14 protein-coding genes and 1 pseudogene are annotated in these 17151 nt (G+C 64.4%); 8 read left to right on the top strand and 7 right to left on the bottom strand.

What is annotated here, in order from left to right; genetic code table 11:
* Positions 1–127 precede the first annotated feature (127 nt).
* The gene (locus ACVWY3_RS18350) at positions 128–1672 is read right to left on the bottom strand and encodes an acyl-CoA synthetase (protein ID WP_456839721.1); all 1545 of its coding nucleotides are present in this window, start codon (positions 1670–1672) and stop codon (positions 128–130) included.
* Between the two features lie 111 nt (positions 1673–1783).
* Entirely contained in the window at positions 1784–2593 is an 810-nt protein-coding gene (locus ACVWY3_RS18355) for a crotonase/enoyl-CoA hydratase family protein (protein ID WP_456839722.1), read from the bottom strand.
* A gap of 106 nt (positions 2594–2699) precedes the next feature.
* On the opposite strand from ACVWY3_RS18355, the gene ACVWY3_RS18360 reads away from it, so the two are divergent.
* Together ACVWY3_RS18360 and ACVWY3_RS18365 are read left to right on the top strand one after the other, a co-directional pair.
* Positions 2700–3572, top strand: coding sequence for an SDR family oxidoreductase (locus ACVWY3_RS18360; RefSeq protein WP_456839723.1), 873 nt, complete (start codon positions 2700–2702; stop codon positions 3570–3572).
* 285 nt (positions 3573–3857) lie between these two features.
* Positions 3858–5435, top strand: a complete 1578-nt coding sequence (locus ACVWY3_RS18365; RefSeq protein ID WP_456839724.1) for a fatty acid--CoA ligase — start codon at positions 3858–3860, stop codon at positions 5433–5435.
* A 117-nt stretch (positions 5436–5552) separates the two neighbouring features.
* Here the strand turns inward: ACVWY3_RS18365 and ACVWY3_RS18370 are convergent, their stop codons facing one another.
* Positions 5553–6827 carry an acyl-CoA dehydrogenase family protein gene (locus ACVWY3_RS18370; protein ID WP_456839725.1) on the bottom strand — a complete coding sequence of 425 codons (1275 nt, stop codon included), beginning with the start codon at positions 6825–6827 and terminating at the stop codon, positions 5553–5555.
* Between the two features lie 212 nt (positions 6828–7039).
* Here ACVWY3_RS18370 and ACVWY3_RS18375 point away from each other — a divergent pair, with 212 nt between their 5' ends.
* Positions 7040–7819, top strand: a complete 780-nt coding sequence (locus ACVWY3_RS18375) for an enoyl-CoA hydratase-related protein (RefSeq protein ID WP_456839726.1) — start codon at positions 7040–7042, stop codon at positions 7817–7819.
* Positions 7820–7934: 115 nt separating this feature from the next.
* Here the strand turns inward: ACVWY3_RS18375 and ACVWY3_RS18380 are convergent, their stop codons facing one another.
* The 3 genes from ACVWY3_RS18380 to ACVWY3_RS18390 are packed head-to-tail and all read right to left on the bottom strand — an operon-like array spanning position 7935 to position 10086.
* On the bottom strand, positions 7935–8312 hold the full coding sequence (locus ACVWY3_RS18380; RefSeq protein ID WP_456839727.1) for a DUF6285 domain-containing protein: 378 nt from the start codon (positions 8310–8312) through the stop codon (positions 7935–7937).
* A gap of 2 nt (positions 8313–8314) precedes the next feature.
* The gene (locus ACVWY3_RS18385; RefSeq protein WP_456839728.1) at positions 8315–9301 is read right to left on the bottom strand and encodes a phosphotransferase family protein; all 987 of its coding nucleotides are present in this window, start codon (positions 9299–9301) and stop codon (positions 8315–8317) included.
* Positions 9298–10086 carry an enoyl-CoA hydratase/isomerase gene (locus ACVWY3_RS18390; protein WP_456839729.1) on the bottom strand — a complete coding sequence of 263 codons (789 nt, stop codon included), beginning with the start codon at positions 10084–10086 and terminating at the stop codon, positions 9298–9300. Before ACVWY3_RS18390 ends, ACVWY3_RS18385 begins: the two co-directional genes overlap by 4 nt.
* A gap of 166 nt (positions 10087–10252) precedes the next feature.
* On the opposite strand from ACVWY3_RS18390, the gene ACVWY3_RS18395 reads away from it, so the two are divergent.
* The 3 genes and pseudogenes from ACVWY3_RS18395 (at position 10253) to ACVWY3_RS18405 (ending at position 13109) form a co-directional block, all read left to right on the top strand.
* On the top strand, positions 10253–11032 hold the full coding sequence (locus ACVWY3_RS18395) for an SDR family NAD(P)-dependent oxidoreductase (RefSeq protein WP_456839730.1): 780 nt from the start codon (positions 10253–10255) through the stop codon (positions 11030–11032).
* Positions 11033–11165: 133 nt separating this feature from the next.
* A pseudogene (locus tag ACVWY3_RS18400) lies at positions 11166–11544 on the top strand (VOC family protein).
* A 287-nt stretch (positions 11545–11831) separates the two neighbouring features.
* Complete coding sequence (locus tag ACVWY3_RS18405) at positions 11832–13109, top strand: acyl-CoA dehydrogenase family protein (RefSeq protein ID WP_456839731.1); 1278 nt, start codon at positions 11832–11834, stop codon at positions 13107–13109.
* Positions 13110–13240: 131 nt separating this feature from the next.
* Here the strand turns inward: ACVWY3_RS18405 and yghU are convergent, their stop codons facing one another.
* On the bottom strand, positions 13241–14122 hold the full coding sequence (yghU, locus tag ACVWY3_RS18410) for a glutathione-dependent disulfide-bond oxidoreductase (RefSeq protein WP_456839732.1): 882 nt from the start codon (positions 14120–14122) through the stop codon (positions 13241–13243).
* Between the two features lie 260 nt (positions 14123–14382).
* Here yghU and ACVWY3_RS18415 point away from each other — a divergent pair, with 260 nt between their 5' ends.
* Positions 14383–15516: a nitronate monooxygenase gene (locus tag ACVWY3_RS18415; protein WP_456839733.1), complete on the top strand. Its 1134-nt coding sequence runs from the start codon at positions 14383–14385 to the stop codon at positions 15514–15516.
* Between the two features lie 116 nt (positions 15517–15632).
* Positions 15633–17141: an acetyl-CoA acetyltransferase gene (locus ACVWY3_RS18420; RefSeq protein ID WP_456839734.1), complete on the top strand. Its 1509-nt coding sequence runs from the start codon at positions 15633–15635 to the stop codon at positions 17139–17141.
* The last annotated feature ends 10 nt before the right edge of the window (positions 17142–17151 follow it).

Genomic DNA, 17151 nt, shown 5'->3' on the forward strand with positions numbered 1-17151 from the left:
CCCACCTGTTCCCGATAGTCTCGTTAGGATGGGCAAAGGCGCGCTTGCGCCGGGCCCACCATCTGTCTCCGCAAGGGAATTTGATGGGCACGCTTCGCTTTGCCCACCCTTGGTTCTCGTCGAATTGTCAGATCTTCCGGCCCGCCTGCTCCCAATAAGGATCGCGCAGGCGGCGCTTGAAGATTTTTCCGGAGTCTTCTCGCGGCAGGCCGCTGCGGATCTCAATGTGCTTGGGCACTTTGTAGTCGGCTAGCGAGGTCTTCAGCCGCGCCCGGATATCGCCGGCATCGAGCGTAACGCCCGCTTGCGGCTCGACCACCGCCATCAGGGCCTCGCCGAACTCGGCATCTGGGATGCCGAACACGGCGCAATCGTGCACGCCGGGCACGGCGTGCAGCACGGATTCGATTTCTGCCGGATAGATGTTGACGCCGCCTGAGATCACCATGTCGCGCTTGCGGTCGCAGATGAAGACGTAGCCGTCCGCGTCGATATAGCCGACGTCGCCGGAGGTGATGAAGCCGTCGCGGTCGATCTCGGAGCGCTTCCCGGGCTTGTTGTGGTAGGTGAAGTCGGCAAGCTCGGCCATGCGGGAATAGATCTCGCCGATCTCGCCGACGCCGAGCACGCGGCCGTCCTCACCGAGAAAGCGCAGCTCGGCGCCGGGCGAAACCTTGCCGACGGTGCCCGGCTTCTTGAGCGCGTCCTCGGACGTCGCAAAGGTGACGGCGCCCGATTCCGTCGAGCCATAGAATTCGTAGATCACCGGGCCCCACCACTCGATCATGGCGCGCTTGACGTCGGCCGGGCACGGCGCGGCGGCGTGGATGACATGGCGCAGCGAAGAGACGTCGTACTTCTTGCGGGTCTCTTCCGGCAGTTTCATCAGGCGGATGAACATGGTCGGCACCATGAACATGGTGTCGATCTTGTATTTCTCGATCAGCTGCAGAAACTCTTCCGCCTCGAAGCGCGGCATCAAGACCAGCGCGCCTCCGAGTTTTCCCGCGCGGATGCCGAACGAGTTCGGCGCGGAATGATAGAGCGGCCCCGGCAGCAGCGCGCGGGCACCGGGCTTGAGGCCATAGATCATCGCGCGCATGCGCTCGCCGGCGGCCTGTTGATCCGGCGTCGGCGCATTGCGCCGCACGCCCTTGGGATGGCCTGTCGTCCCTGACGTGTAGATCATGTTCATCGGCTGCGGCACGACAGGGCCCTCATAGCGCTGGAATTGCGCGAGCCAGGGTTCGAAATCGATCGCGAATTCGGGCGTCCTGAGATGATCTGGATCGATCTTGTAGTTGGCCAGGATCTCCGGCGGCGTCGGCACGCTGAGCACGGTGACGCCTTCGGGAATCGCATCGCGCAGGGCGTGCAGCATGTCGGCATGCCCGATCAGCACGGACGTGCCGGTGTCGCCGAGGATGTAGTTGATCTCCTCCGGCTTGAAGTGCCAGTTGATCGGTACGCCATAGGCACCGAGGCGCATCGCGGCGTAGGCGGCCTCCAGGAAGGCAATGTCGTTGCGCATCAGCATGCAGACGCAATCGCCCTGGCGGACGCCGATCTTGGCAAGACCCGAAGCGATGCGATCGGCGCGGTTGGCGACTTGGGCGTGATCACGACGGCGCTCGCCGGAGACGATGCCGAGGAATTGGGACGTTTCGCTCATTTTTGTTTTTCTTTGTTCTTGTGTTCGTCATTCCGGGATGGTCCGAAGGACCAGACCCGGAATCTCGAGTTCCGGGTTCGATGCTGCGCATCGCCCCGGAACGACAGTGAACTAATCCGCAAACTTCGGCGCACGCTTCTCCAGATTGGCCCGCACCGCTTCGGTCTGGTTCGGACTGCCGATCAGCTTCTGCTGCTCGACGGATTCGGCGAGCAGTGCCGGACCCGGATCGACCGAGAGATTGTTCAGCAACCGCTTCGCCGCGCGGATCGCATCGGGGCTCTTGCCGGCGATTTCGCGCGCGACTTCGAGCGCTGCCGCGCGCGGCTCGTCGCAGATGCGCGTGGCGAGACCGTAGGTCATCGCCTCCTGCGCGGAGAAGATGCGGCCCGTATAAGTGAGATCGCGCAGGATGTCGTCGCGCACCAGCGAGGCCAGGATCGGCGTGCCCGCCATGTCGGGGACGAGGCCCCATTTGATTTCCATGATCGACATGCGCGCATCAGCGCTGAGAAAGCGCATGTCGGCCCCGAGCGAGAGCTGGAAGCCGCCGCCAAAGGCAACGCCATGCACCGCCGCGATCACCGGAACCGGAAGCTGGCGCCAGCCCCACACCGCGGCCTGCGGAAAGTTCGCCTGGCCATGCGTGCGCTTGGTGAGATCGCGATTTTCGCCACCCGGAATTCCGTTGCCGCCCTTCTCCTTCATGGCGGCAAAACGCCCCATGTCGAGCCCGGCGCAGAAGGCGCGGCCCTCGCCCGACAGCACGACGGCGCGGAGGCCTTTTTCCTTCGAAAGCCGCTCGGTTGCGGCGACAAGGGCCTCGAACATGGCCTGATCCAGCGCATTCATCTTGTCGGCGCGCACCAGCCGCACGTCGGCGACGCCTTTCGAGATCGAGATCGAGACGCGCTCTTCCATGGACGAATTCTCCCCTGTTCTTGACCGGTTGCCGCTTTACAGAAAGCTGGCGGCCGGATTTAGTCAATCGACCAATTAACTGACAATCCGTACGAGAGGAACAGCCATGTTCAAGGAAAATCTTCTGGCTGGGCGGCGCATCCTCGTGACCGGTGGCGGCACCGGGCTCGGCAAATCGATGGCGGCGCGCTTTCTCCAGCTCGGCGCCGAGGTGCATATCTGCGGCCGGCGCAAGATCGTCTGCGACGAGACCGCGACCGAGCTGATGGCCGAGTATGGCGGCCGCGTCACCAGCCACGGCGTCGATATTCGCAACGCGCTCGCGGTCGAGGAGATGATCGAGACCATCTTTCGCGACGGACCATTGACCGATCTCATCAACAACGCCGCCGGCAATTTCATTTCGCGCAGCGAAGAACTCTCGCCGCGCGGCTTCGATGCCGTCGCCAACATCGTCATGCACGGCACGTTCTACGTGACCCATGCGGTCGGCAAGCGCTGGATCGCCCTGAAGCAGCCCGGCAATGTCGTGTCGATCACCGTGACCTGGGTGCGCAACGGCTCGCCCTACGTCGTGCCGTCGGCGATGAGCAAATCGGCGATCCACGCCATGACGATGTCGCTCGCGACCGAATGGGGCCGCTACGGTATCCGCCTCAACACCATCGCGCCGGGCGAAATCCCGACCGAGGGCATGAGCAAGCGCATCAAGCCGGGCGACGAGGCCGGCGCGCGCACCAAGGCGATGAACCCAATGGGCCGCGTCGGCACCATGGAGGAGTTGCAGAACCTTGCGGTGTTCCTGATCTCCGGCGGCTGCGACTGGATCAACGGCGAGACCATCGCGATGGACGGCGCCCAGGCGCTCGCCATGGGCGGCAATTTCTACCAGCTGCGCGATTGGAGCGACGACGACTGGAAAGCCGCGCGCGAAAGCATCATGGCGCAGAACGAGAAGGACCGGGCGAAGCGGGGGTAGTCTCTCTCGTGCCCCGGACGCAGCGCAGCGCGCCCCTGGCGATGCGAAGCATCGTCCAATGCGTCGTGGTGCGCTGCTGAGCCGGGGTCCATCTCTCGGCGTACGCAATGAATGGGTCCCGGCTCTGCGCAGCAGTGCATAGCGCGTTGAAGACGCGCGTGAACGCGCTTGTGCGCGCTGCAGCGCGTCCGGGACACGAGACCATGGCTGGCCTTCTCGCATCTTGTCTTCACCTGCGGATAACGCCACACTCCCCGGCACAAAACAAAACGCCACGGGAGAGACATGTCCACACAGCCATTGGCGAACCTCGCCGACATGGTGCGCGAGCGCGCGACGAGCCGCGGCGACGCCATTGCCTTTGAGTTCGAGGGTCGCATCACCAGCTTTGCCGAGTTCGATGTCAAGACCAACAAGGTCGCCAACGCGCTCCTCGCCATGGGCTTGAAGAAGGGCGACCGCATCGCCTATCTCGGCAAGAACAGCGATCTCTATTTCGAATTGCTGATGGGCGCGATGAAGGCCGGCGTCGTCATGGCGCCGGTGAACTGGCGGCTCGCCGGCCCGGAGGTCGCCTTCATCGTCTCCGATTGCAAGGCGCCGGTGCTGTTCGTCGGGCCGGAGTTCATCACGCAGGTCCGGCAGATCAGGGATCAGATATCAGACGTGCGCACGATCATCACGACTGAAGGCGGTGCCCCGGAGTGGCAGGATTTCACAGCCTGGCGCGATGCACAGAGCGGCGCCGACCCGAAGGTGCCGATCGACACCAACGACATCGCGATCCAGCTCTACACCTCGGGCACGACGGGCAAGCCGAAGGGCGCGATGCTGAGCCACGCGAACTTCCTCAACCTCGTGCAAACAGGCAATGCGGAGGACAAGCCGGAGTGGAACCGGTGGTCGACCGACGACGTCTCGCTGGTCGCGATGCCGATCTTCCACATCGGCGGGTCCGGCTGGGGCGTGATGGGCCTCTATCACGGTGCCCGCGGCGTCATCGCGCGCGAGTTCGATCCGACCAAGGTGCTGGATTTCTTCGAGCAGTCGGGCATCACAAAACTGTTCATGGTGCCGGCGGCGATGCAATTCGTGGTGCGGCAGCCACGCGCGAAGACCGTCGACTTTTCACGGTTGAAATACATGCTCTACGGCGCGTCCCCGATTCCGGCGGCGCTGCTGAAGGAGTGCATCGAGGTCTTCAAATGCGGCTTCGTGCAGATGTACGGCATGACCGAGACGACCGGCACCATCGTCGCGCTGCCGCCGGAGGATCATGTCGAGGGTCTCGAGCGGATGCGCTCGGCCGGCAAGGCCCTGCCGGGTGTCGAGATCGCGATCCTCGACCCCGACGGCAAGCCGCTGCCGCCGCGCGAGGTCGGCGAGATCGCGACGCGCTCGGGCTCGAACATGGCGGGCTATTGGAACCTGCCGGAGGCGACCGCCGCGACGCTGCGCAGTGACGGCTGGCTGCGCACGGGCGATGCCGGCTACATGGACGAGGACGGCTATCTCTATATCCACGACCGCATCAAGGACATGATCATCTCCGGCGGCGAGAACATCTATCCCGCCGAGGTCGAGAGCGCGCTGTGCGACCATCCTGACGTCGCCGAGGCCGCCGTGATCGGCGTGCCCGACGACAAATGGGGCGAGGCGGTGAAGGCCGTGGTGGTGATGAAGCCTGGCAAGCAGGCGAGTGCCACCAATATCATCAACTTCACCCGCGAGCGCATCGCCGGCTACAAGACGCCGAAGAGCGTGGAGTTCTTGCCGGCCCTGCCGCGGAATCCGTCAGGCAAGATCTTGCGGCGGCAATTGCGCGAGCCCTATTGGGCGGGGAAGGACCGACGGGTGAATTGATTCCGCGGTGCCGTAGGGTGGGCAAAGGCGCGAAGCGCCGTGCCCACGTGCTCGCTCGATAATCGAAAGATCGTGGGCACCCTTCGCTTTGCCCACCCTACGAGACTGGAGCAAGCTTCAGTGCTTCCCCGGCCCCATATAGCCGAACAGGAACCCCGCCACCTTGCGCATCTGGATCTCCTCACTGCCCTCCGTGATCCGGTAGCGGCGATGGTGCCGGTAAATGTGCTCGAACGGCTTGTGGCGTGAATAGCCCATGCCGCCGTGGACCTGCATGGCGCGGTCGGCGGATTCACAGCAGAGACGGTTTGCCCAGTAATTGCACATCGAGACGCGATCGGAGAGCGTGCGCTCGATCTGCTCCTCGGTGAGCTGGTCCATCTCCCAGGCGGTCTTGCGGATCAGAAGGCGCAGCATCTCGGCTTGGGTGGCGAGCTCGACCAGCGGGAACTGGATCGCCTGGTTCTCGGCGAGCGCCCGGCCGAACGGCTTTCGCTCGCGCGCGTATCTCACGCTCTCGTTGATGCAGTAGACCGCCGCGCCGAGCGAGCTCGCCGCCTGGCGGATGCGGTTCTGATGGACAAAGCACTGTGCCAATGACAGGCCTCGGCCGACCTCGCCGAACTGCGCATCCTCGGGCACGAACACCTCGGTGAAGCTCACGCGCGGATGGTCGGTCGGCATGTTGAAGGTCCACATGTACTCCTCGATCTTCACCCCGTGGCTCTTGGCAGGCACCAGGAAGCAGGTGATACCGCGGGCATCGCCGTCATTGCCCGAGGTGCGCGCGAACAGCGCGCAATGCGTGGCGACGTGCATGCCCGTCGTCCACATCTTCTCGCCGTTGATGATCCAGCCCTTGACGTTGTCGCGCGTCGCCGGCACCGCGCGTGTCTCCATGTGGGTTGCATCCGAGCCGTGATGCGGTTCGGTCAGGCCAAAGGTGATGCGATACTTGCCCTTGATCGAGCCGTCGATCATCGCCTTCTGGTCGTCGCGGCCGTAGCGGTCGAGCATCGTGACGACGGGGAAATTGCCGACGATGGAATGCTCATTCTGGAGATCGTTGTGCAGCCCGAGGCCCTTCGCGGCAAAGTGCTCGCGGATCACCGCCATCCAGAGATTGGAGCCGTCCTTGCCGCCATATTGCTTCGGCACCGGAAAGCGCAAGTGACCCGCGGCGTCCGCGAGATCCTTGGCTTTGCGCAGCAGCGCTTCCCATTCAGGGCGCGGCAGGCCGCCATTCTCGAAATCCGTGCGCGCCCATTCGCGGCGATGGTCGAAGAAGCGGATGTTGTCGTCGGCCTCCTCCAGCGGCTTGATCTCGCATTCGATGAAACGATCGAGCTCTCCGAGATAGGTGACGAGATCGGCAGGCAATGAGAAATCCACAGGTTCTCTCCCGGATTGATTTTATCGTTTTGTGTTAAGGCGCTAGCGCGTTCTTGCTTCGCACGATTAAGGTGAGAAGAGCGCCGTCAAGTCAAGCAAGCCGAGGCGTGCCGGATGCGCAAGGCGCGCCCGCGCAATTCGATGGTGCTCCGGCACTGAGGCGCGGTAGTATGACGCCAATATTCCTTCAGAAGAAAATGCGGGAGCGCGCGATGGAGCTGAAATTTTCGAACGTGGAACGCAAGGGGCCGATCACGATCGTCACGCTGTCGCGGCCCGAGGTCTACAACGCGCTGCACATCGATGCGCATTTCGAGCTCAACAAGGTGTTTGACGATTTCGCCGCCGATCCCGAGCAGTGGGTCGCGGTCGTCACAGGCAGCGGCGACAAGGCGTTCTGCGCCGGCAACGACCTGAAGTGGCAGGCGGCGGGCGGCAAGCGCGGCTGGGACAAGGGCGGCTTTGCCGGACTCACCTCGCGCTTCGATTGCGACAAGCCCATCATCGCGGCGGTCAACGGCGTCGCGATGGGCGGCGGCTTCGAGATCGCGCTCGCCTGCGACCTCATCATCGCCTCGGAGAATGCGACCTTCGCGCTGCCCGAGCCGCGCGTTGGCCTCGCCGCACTCGCCGGCGGCCTGCACCGGCTGCCGCGCCAGATTGGGCTGAAGCGCGCGATGGGCATGATCCTCACCGCGCGCCATGTCAGCGCCAGGGAAGGCCACGAGCTCGGCTTCGTCAACGAGGTGGTGCCGCAAGGCGAAGCGCTCGCTGCCGCATTGCGGTGGGCCGAGATGATCACCAAGAACTCGCCGATGTCGATCCGCGCGTCCAAACAGGCCATCCAGCGGGGGCTCGGCGTGTCGCTGGAGCAGGCGATCGAGGAACAGCGCGAATATCCAGCGGTGAAAGCGATGGTGGCTTCGCAGGACTACATCGAGGGCCCGAAAGCGTTCTCGGAGAAGCGGCCGCCGAAATGGGTGGGGAAGTAAAAGGTGTCTCGGCCGTCATTGCGAGGAGCCCTTGCGACGAAGCAATCCAGACTCATCTGCGTAGAGACTCTGGATTGCTTCGCTGCGCTCGCAATGACGGTGGATGCAGCGCCGCCTACCCTCCCCGCCCGAGCTCCCGCTTGTAGGACGCGTAATTCGGCTGATCGACGGCGAGCTTGTCCATCGTGGTTGCCCACAGATGCTCGGCGAGGCCGGGCGTTGTCAGATCGACCTCGCCCTTGGCGATGCGATCGGCGAGCACCCGGTTCAGCTCGATCACCGAGCCGTCGATGCCGAGCAGCGCACGCAGCCGCTCGACCTCTCGCGCATCGCTCCCCGCCTCCTGCGTCAGCTGTCGCGTGACGAGATCGAGGATGTTGATGGCGACGCGCAGCTTGAAGGCATGATGGCCGGAGATCAGCGGCGTGATGTCGTTGCGAAGGAAATCGGCGACCGCCTTGGTCAGCTCGATCGGGGTCGGCTCGTCCTGCATGTCTACCCTCCCCGCGGCGCAAGCAGCCGCAGCAGATCGATCTCGCTCTCGCTGGCGCGGCGGCCGATCATGGCGCGCTCCATGGAATGGTCCGGCCCCTCGCGAAAACGCTGCATCATGCCGCCGCACATGATGCCCCAGCGCAGCGTCCCCATCACTTCCCAGAATTTGACGCGCGCCGGATCGACCTTGCGGCCTGCCGCTTCGTAGCCGGCGAACAGCTCCTCGCGCGAGCCAAAGCCGCCGACGGGCTTGTCGATCTCGCCAAAGCGCCAGGAGTTGACGCAGACCCAGCCGAGATCCTCCATGGGGTCGCCGAGATGGGCGAGCTCCCAGTCGAGCACAGCGCGAACGCCATCAGCGCCGATGATGAGATTGCCGTTGCGGAAATCGCCATGCACCAGCGTGGTCTCGACTGAGGGACCCGGATCGTGATCGCGCAGCCAGCGCAGCGCCAGCTCGAACACCGGCTTTGGCCAGTTCAGGCTGCGATAGTCGCGCTCGAACTCTGAGATCTCCTGGGTCGCGCCCCGGCTGCGCAGCTCGGGCAATTTGTCCTGCGGCAGCCGATGCAGGCCGGCGAGCACGCCGCCGATCTGCCGCGCGAGGATGGGCCGCGCCGCCGCGAACTCCTCATCGCGCAGGATCTTGCGCGCGATGGTCTCGCCCTCGACGCGTTGCATGATAAAGCCAGTGCCCAGATCGTCTTCCGGCGTCAGCACATGCATCACCCGCGGCGAAGGCACGCCGGCTTCGTAAGCGAGCTGCATCAGCTGCGCCTCGGCGGCGAGTCCGGCCGCGCGCGTTGGCGCGGCGCCATAGCCCTTAGGCGAGCGGCGCAGGATCGCGCCGATCGCCCCGTCGGGATGCACAATGTCGAAGCGCCAGGTCTCCTGACTGGCGCCGCCGGACAGTTTTGCCGCGCCGGTGACGCCTGTCGCGCCCTTGCACCAGCGCTTGACGCTGCGCGAAAGCTCCGCCTCGATCATTTGCCTTTGAACTGTGCGGGCCGCTTCTCCAGGAACGCGCCAACGCCCTCACGGAAATCCTCGGTGTCGCCGGCACGAAGCTGGCACTGGAATTCGAGATTGAGCTGCTCCTCGAAGGAATTTTCCGGGCTGTCCCAATAGAGCTTGCGGATCAGCGACAGCGCCACTGTCGGCCCGCTGGCGAGATCGCGCGCGAGCTTCATCGCCTCCTCCATCAGCACGCCGTCGTCATAGACGCGGTTGACGAGGCCCCATTCCAGCGCCTTTTCGGCCGGCAGGCGCTCGCCCATCAGCGACAATTCGATCGAGCGCGCCCGGCCGACGAGGCGCGGCAAGAGCCAGGTCGAGCCGCAATCCGGCACGAGGCCAATGCGGCGGAACGCTTGCAGGAAATACGACGAGCGAGCGCAAAGAATCATGTCGCCGAGCAGGGCGAAGCTCATGCCGGCGCCCGCGGCCGGCCCGTTGACCGCGGTGATGATCGGGCAGTGCAGATTGCGGATGCGGCGGAGGAAGGGATGAAAGCCGGTCTCGAGCGTCAGGCCGGCCTTGGTCTTCTTCGACTGGTTGTTGCGGCCCTGCAGATTCGCACCGGTGCAGAACGCGCGCCCGGCGCCGGTCAGCACGATGCAGCGCACCTCGTCCTTCTTCTCCTCGATCGCGTCCAGCGCCTCGGCAAGGCCGCCCAGCATGTCCACGGAGACCGCGTTCATCACCTCCTGATGGTCGAGCCGGAGAACCGCGACCGAGCCATCGAAATCGAGCGTGACATGTTTGAACTGCATGGTTTCCTCGTCAGTTGCGGACCGCGTCAGTTTCGCAGACCGGAATTTCTTTTTCCGGCGCGCATATTTGATTTTTGTCGCGGCCTTGTCCATGGTGATCAGAGCATAGCAAGCAATCTTGTGCGCAGCGGCTGATGCCCCTCATATCAAGAACAGGAAACGCGCCATGACCCTTTTCGACCTCACCGGCCGCGTCGCCGTGATCACCGGCGGCAACGGCGGCATCGGGCTCGGCATAGCGCAGGCGCTCGCCGGCCAGGGCTGCAACGTCTCGATCTGGGGCCGCAATGCTGACAAGAACAAGGCCGCTGCCGCGAGCTTGGCGGGGCTGTCAGGCAAGGTCGACAGCCGCGTCTGCGACGTCAGCGATCCGGCCTCGGTCAATGCCGCGATGAAGGCGACGCTCGACATTTTCGGCCGGGTCGACGGCTGCTTCGCCAATGCCGGCATCGGCGGCGGCGGACGACGCGCCTTCATCGAGCGCACCGAAGAGGAATGGCGCACGATGTTCGCGACCAATCTCGACGGCGTGTTCCACGCGTTCCAGGCCGCCGCGAAGCACATGACCGAGCGTGCCAATGCCGGCGATCCCTTTGGCCGGCTGGTTGCGACCTCGAGCCTCGCCTCGATCTTCGGCACCGCGCGCAACGAGCATTATGCCGCGACCAAGGCCGCCATCAACGCGCTGGTGCGCGCGCTCGGCGTCGAGTTGGCGCGCCACGGCGTCACCGCGAATGCGATCCTGCCCGGCTGGATCAAGAGCGACATGACATCAGGTCTCATGGCCAACGAAAAGTTCGTCGCCAACGTGATGCCGCGGATTCCGGTGCGGCGCTTCGGCGAGGCATCCGATTTCGGCGGCATTGCCGTGTATCTGATGAGCAAGGCGTCATCGTATCACACCGCGGATACGTTCGTGATCGACGGCGGCTATACGGCGTTTTGATATCTCCTAGGGTGGGCAAAGCCGCACTTGCGGCGTGCCCACCAATTCGGTTTTCGATTTGCAGTGGTGGGCACGCTGCGCTTTGCCTACCCTACGGTTTTTCCGAGTCTGTAAGCGCAGAGGGGGCAGGCAGATGTTTTCACATGTGATGATCGGCACCAACGATCTGGACAAAGCCAAGGCGTTCTACGACAGCCTGCTGAGTACGCTCGACGTGCGACCGGCGCGGGTCGACGGGCACCGCATCTTTTACATCACCAAGACCGGCGTGTTCTCCGTCTCCAAGCCGATCAACGGCGAGCCGGCGACCTGCGCGAACGGCGGCACGATCGGCTTTGCCGCCAACTCACCCGAGCAGGTCGACAAATGGCACGCCGCCGGCGTCGCGGCCGGCGGAACGCCGATCGAGGATCCGCCCGGCATCCGCGAGGGCGCGGGAAACAAGCTTTATCTCGCCTATTTGCGCGATCTCGACGGCAACAAGATCCGCGATGCACCGGATGCCGATTTGATTGCTCTAGGACGGTGTCGTTCCCCGCGAAAGCGGGGAATCCAGTACGCCACGGCTTCTCCGTGAAACGCTGACGTCACGGCGTACTGGATCGCCCGCCTTCGCGGGCGATGACAGCGGTGAGCGCGGCCCGCGCCTGCCACTCACCCTCATTCAAACAACATTTCAAACGCCGTCGCGAAATTCCATCGCGTGGCATGGCTCGCGCGAGAAAATACGCGCTCGCACTTTGGCGAGGCTGCGACTATTCTTGCGGCCAACACGAACTCAGCGCCCCCGGGAGGACCAATGACAAAACACGCCTACATTCCCCGCACCACCAACTACACGCTCAATCCCGGCGACGAGCTGAACGATCTGCGCATGTCGGACCAGGTCCGGCCGCTCTACGATCACGTCAAGAGGTTCATCCGCGACACCGTCGAGCCGATGTCGATCGAGTTCGCCAAGGCCGGCGAAGGCAAGGAGGATCGCTGGAGCTTCACGCCGAAGCAGCTCGAGGTGCTGGAGAAGGCCAAGAACAAGGCCAAGCAGGAAGGCCTCTGGAATTTCTTTCTGCCCGATGATGAGACTGGCCAGGGCCTGAAGAACCTCGATTACGCCTATATCGCGGCCGAGCTCGGCAAGAGCCCGCTGGCGTCCGAAACCATGAACTGCTCGGCGCCCGACACCGGCAACATGGAGGTGCTGGAGCGCGTTGGCACCAAGGAGCAGAAGGAGAAGTGGCTCAAGCCCCTGCTCAACGGCGAGATCCGCTCGGCCTATGTCATGACCGAGCCGAACGTCGCCTCCTCCGATGCCAAGAACATCTCGACGACGGCAAAGCTCGTCGGGGACGAATGGGTCATCAACGGCGAGAAATATTACATCTCCGGCTTGGGCGATCCCCGCTGCAAGATCCTCATCGTGATGGTGAAGACAAATCCGGATGCGGCGCCGAGCAAGCAGCAGTCACAGATCCTGGTGCCGCGCGACACGCCCGGCGTCGAAGTGCTCGGCCCGATGTACGTGTTCGGCCAGGACCACGCGCCGCGCGGCCACATGCACATGCGCTTCAACAATGTGCGCGTTCCCAAGGAGAACATTCTGCTCGGCGAAGGCCGCGGCTTCGAGATCTCGCAGCTGCGCCTCGGACCCGGCCGCATCCATCACTGCATGCGCACTATCGGCAAGGCCGAGAAGGCGCTCGACCTGATGGTGCAGCGTGGCCTCACCCGCGAAGCGTTCGGCAAGAAGATCGCCCATCTCGGCGGCAACATGCAGATCATCGCGCAGGCGCGCTGCGAGATCGAGGCGATGCGGCTGATGGTGCTGAAAGCAGCGAAGGCGATGGACGTGCTCGGCAATAAGGAGGCTCGGGTCTGGGTCTCCATGGTCAAGGCCATGGTGCCCGAGCGCGCCTGCAAGATCATCGACCAGGCGATCCAGATGCATGGCGCCACCGGCATCTCGCACTGGACCCCGCTCGCCGAGATGTATCAGGACGTCCGTCATCTGCGCTTTGCCGACGGTCCGGACGAGGTGCACTGGATGGTGGTCGGCCGCCACGAGCTGAGCATGGCGTGAACCTCGCCTCTCCTGACGCGGGAAGAACCGTAGGGTGGGCAAAGGCGCAACGCGCCGTGCCCACGACCTCTCTCCGCTAGCAATAAACGCGTGGGCACGCTTCGCTTTGCCCACCCTACAATACCTGGGAGTTACGCAGTCTTCGCCGCCTCGACCTTGTCCTGCGTCTTCGTCTCGAAATCGCTCGCGTCGTGCCGCTCGTGGAGCTGGCTTGAGGGATCGCCGGAGACGCGGTTGACCATGCGGCCGCGCTTCACGGCGGGGCGTTGCGCGATCTGGTCGGTCCAGCGCTGCACGTTCTTGTAGTCCTGCACCGACAAAAATTCGCCGGCGCCGTAGACCAGCCCCTTGGCGAGCGCGCCGTACCACGGCCACACCGCGATGTCGGCGATGGTGTACTCCTTGCCCGCGAGGTACTCGTTGTCGGCGAGGCGCCGGTCGAGCACGTCGAGCTGGCGCTTGGTCTCCATCGCAAAGCGATCGATGGCGTATTCGATCTTGGTCGGGGCGTAGGCGTAGAAATGACCGAAACCGCCGCCGAGATAGGGCGCGCTGCCCATCTGCCAGAACAGCCAGGACATAGCCTCGGTGCGGGTCTTGATGTCCTTCGGCAGAAAGGCACCGAACTTCTCGGCGAGGTAGAACAGGATCGAGCCGGATTCGAAAACACGGATCGGCTCCGGACCCGAGCGGTCCATCAGCGCCGGGATCTTCGAGTTCGGGTTGATGTTGACGAAGCCGCTGCCGAACTGGTCGCCATTGCCGATCCTGATCAGCCAGGCGTCGTATTCGGCACCCTTGTGGCCGAGCGCCAGCAGCTCCTCCAGCATCACCGTGACCTTCACCCCGTTCGGGGTCCCCAGCGAATAGAGCTGGAGGGGATGCTTGCCGACCGGCAGCTCCTTGTCGTGGGTGGGACCGGCAATGGGCCGGTTAATGCTGGCGAACTGCCCGCCATTCTCCTTGTTCCAGGTCCAGACTTTGGGCGGCACGTAGGCGGGGGCGTCGGTCATGCGGGGGCTCCGGCAAAAAGATGCGCCTGCATTAATTAGCCCGCGCGCGGTCGATGGCAAGGCCTGCCGGCTCTGCGTCAGGCGCGGGCCTCAGGTCGGTGTCATGCATCCGGCAACCTCGTTAGGCCGCGCATGGTTGCGAGGGCAATGGCCCGTCGCGCGACGTGGCGCCTGCACGCAAGATGCGCGCTGGAATCCGGCATGGCATCGCGCACGACGATGAGGGCACAGTCTCGTCGAACGCGCGCCGGGAGAGGACCATGAAATCGCCGATCTGTGACATGCTGGGCATCGAGTTCCCGTTGCTCGCCTTCAGCCATTGCCGCGATGTCGTAGCCGCCGTCAGCCGTGCCGGCGGCTTTGGCGTGTTAGGTGCCACCGCGCACACGCCCGATACGCTCGAACGCGAGCTGAAATGGATCGACGATCACGTCGACGGCAGACCCTATGGCATCGACGTGCTGATCCCGGAAAACATCTCGACTGCAGGCGAGAAGGACGTCACCTGGAAGAGCCTTGAGGCGCGCGTGCCGCAACAGCACCGCGCCTACACGCGCGACCTCTTGAAGAAGTACGATATCGAGCTGACCACGACGAGCGTTGCCGACGATCAACCTCAGCCGTTCGACGCCAAGACGGCGCTGGAGATGCTCGAGATCTCCTTCAATCATCCGATCCGCCTGATCGCGAATGCGCTCGGCGTGCCGCCGAAGGCGATGATCGAGATGGGCAAGTCGCACGGCGTGCCCGTGGCCGCGCTCGTCGGTGCCAAGGAGCACGCGCTGCGCCAGGTCGCGGCCGGCGTCGACATCCTCGTGGTGCAGGGCACCGAGGCCGGCGGCCATTGCGGCGAGGTTTCGACCATGGTGCTGGTGCCGGAGGTGATCAAGGCGATCAAGAATATCCACGACGTGCCCGTGCTCGCGGCCGGCGGCATCATGACGGGCCGGCAGATGGCCGCCTGCATGGCGATGGGCGCGGCGGGCGCATGGACCGGCTCGGTGTGGCTCGCGACCGTCGAGGCCGAGACCAGCGAGATCCTTCGCGAGAAGATGATCGCGGCGTCCTCGCGCGATGCGATCCGCTCGAAGGGCCGCACCGGCAAGCCGGCGCGGCAACTCCGTTCGGTCTGGACCGATGCCTGGGACCGCGCGCCGGAAAGCCCGGGTGCGCTGCCGATGCCGCTGCAGAGCATCATCAGCCGCGATGCGTTCAATTCGATCGATCGCGCCGCCGCAAGCGGCAATGCGAAGGCGCGCGATCTCGTCAGCTATTTCGTCGGCCAGGGCGTCGGGCTGATCGACAGCGTGAAGTCGGCCGGCGCGGTGGTGCAGGAGTTCAAGGAAGATTTCGCCGAAGCCGTCGAGCACATGAATGCGCTGGTGGCGGACTAATCCCAGTCGTCATTGCGAGCGCAGCGAAGCAATCCAGACTGCCTCTGCGGAAAGATTCTGGATTGCTTCGCTGCGCTCGCGATGACGAACAACTAACATCGTGAATTGAAGAAGAAATGACCAATACCCCCGAAGATCGTATCCCCGTCATCGTCGGCATCGGCGAGATCGTCGACCGCCCCAAGGAGATCACCGAAGGCCTCGAGCCGCTCGATCTGCTCGAACAGGCGCTGCGGCGCGCCGAGGCTGACGCTGGCGCAAAGCTGCTCGGCGAGGTGCAATCGCTCGACGTCGTCAATTTCCTGAGCTGGCGCTATCGCGATCCGGAAAAACTGCTGGCGCAACGTCTCGGCATCTCGCCGGCGCATTGCTATTACGGGCCGGTCGGCGGCGAGAGCCCGATCCGCTACATCCACGAGGCAGCCAAGCGCATCGCGCGCGGCGAATGCACTGTGGCGGCAGTGTGTGGCGCGGAGGCGCAGTCGACCGCAACCAAGGCGGAGCGCGCCGGCGTCAAGCTGCCATGGACGCCGTTCGCCCATGACGTCGAGGAGCCCAAGCGCGGCGCGGCGTTCCAGAAGCCGCTGGCGGTGAAGCTCGGCGTGTTCCGGCCCGTCACGGTCTATCCGTTCTACGAGGCGGCCTCCTCGGCGCATTGGGGCCAGACGCCGCGCGAGGCCATGGCGGAGTCAGGCACGCTGTGGTCGCGCTATTCGGAAGCTGCCGCGCAAAATCCCAGCGCCTGGCTGAAGCGGCGTTATGCGCCGGAGGAGATCACGACGCCGACTGCGGACAACCGTCTGATCGCCTGGCCCTACAACAAGCTGATGGTCGCCAATCCCAGCGTCAACATGGGCGGCGCGCTGCTGCTGACCAGCCTCGCCAAGGTGCGCGCAGCGGGCATCGCCGAAGACAAGCTGGTCTATCCACTCGGTGGGGCCTCGGCGGAAGAGCCGCGCGATTATCTCCTGCGTGACCAGTTCTACGAAAGCCATCCGCAGAACGCGGTGCTCAGAAGCGTGATGGACCTCGCCGGTGGCGACGGCAAGAAGTTCGACGCGATCGAGCTCTACAGCTGCTTTCCCTGCGTGCCGAAGATGGCGCGGCGGACGCTGGGTCTTTCCGATGACGTCCAGCCGACCGTGACCGGGGGCCTCACCTTCTTCGGCGCGCCGCTAAATACCTACATGACGCATGCGGCCTGCGCGATGGTGCGGCGCCTGCGCGACGGCGCCAGGCTCGGCCTGCTCTACGGCCAGGGCGGCTTCGTCACCAAGCACCATGCACTGGTGGTGGCGAAGGCGCCGCCGCGCGAGGCGCTGGCGCACGAGACGAGCGTGCAGGCGGAGGCCGACCGCAACAAGCGCGCGGTACCTGAGTTCGTCACGAAGGCCTCGGGCAAGGGCAAGGTCGAGAGTTTTACGGTGCTCTACGGCCGTGGCGGCGAGGTCGAGCATGGCGTCGTGATGCTGCGGACCGAAGATGACCGGCGCACGCTGGCGCGGATTCCAGCAAGCGATAATGCGACGCTGGCGCATCTGCTGAATATGGACCGCACGCCGGTGGGTTCGCTCGGCGAGGTCAATATGGCCGCGGATGGCGTGCCGGAGTGGCAGGTGGCATAGCTCCCTCTCT

This window comes from Bradyrhizobium sp. USDA 4486, assembly GCF_054057995.1.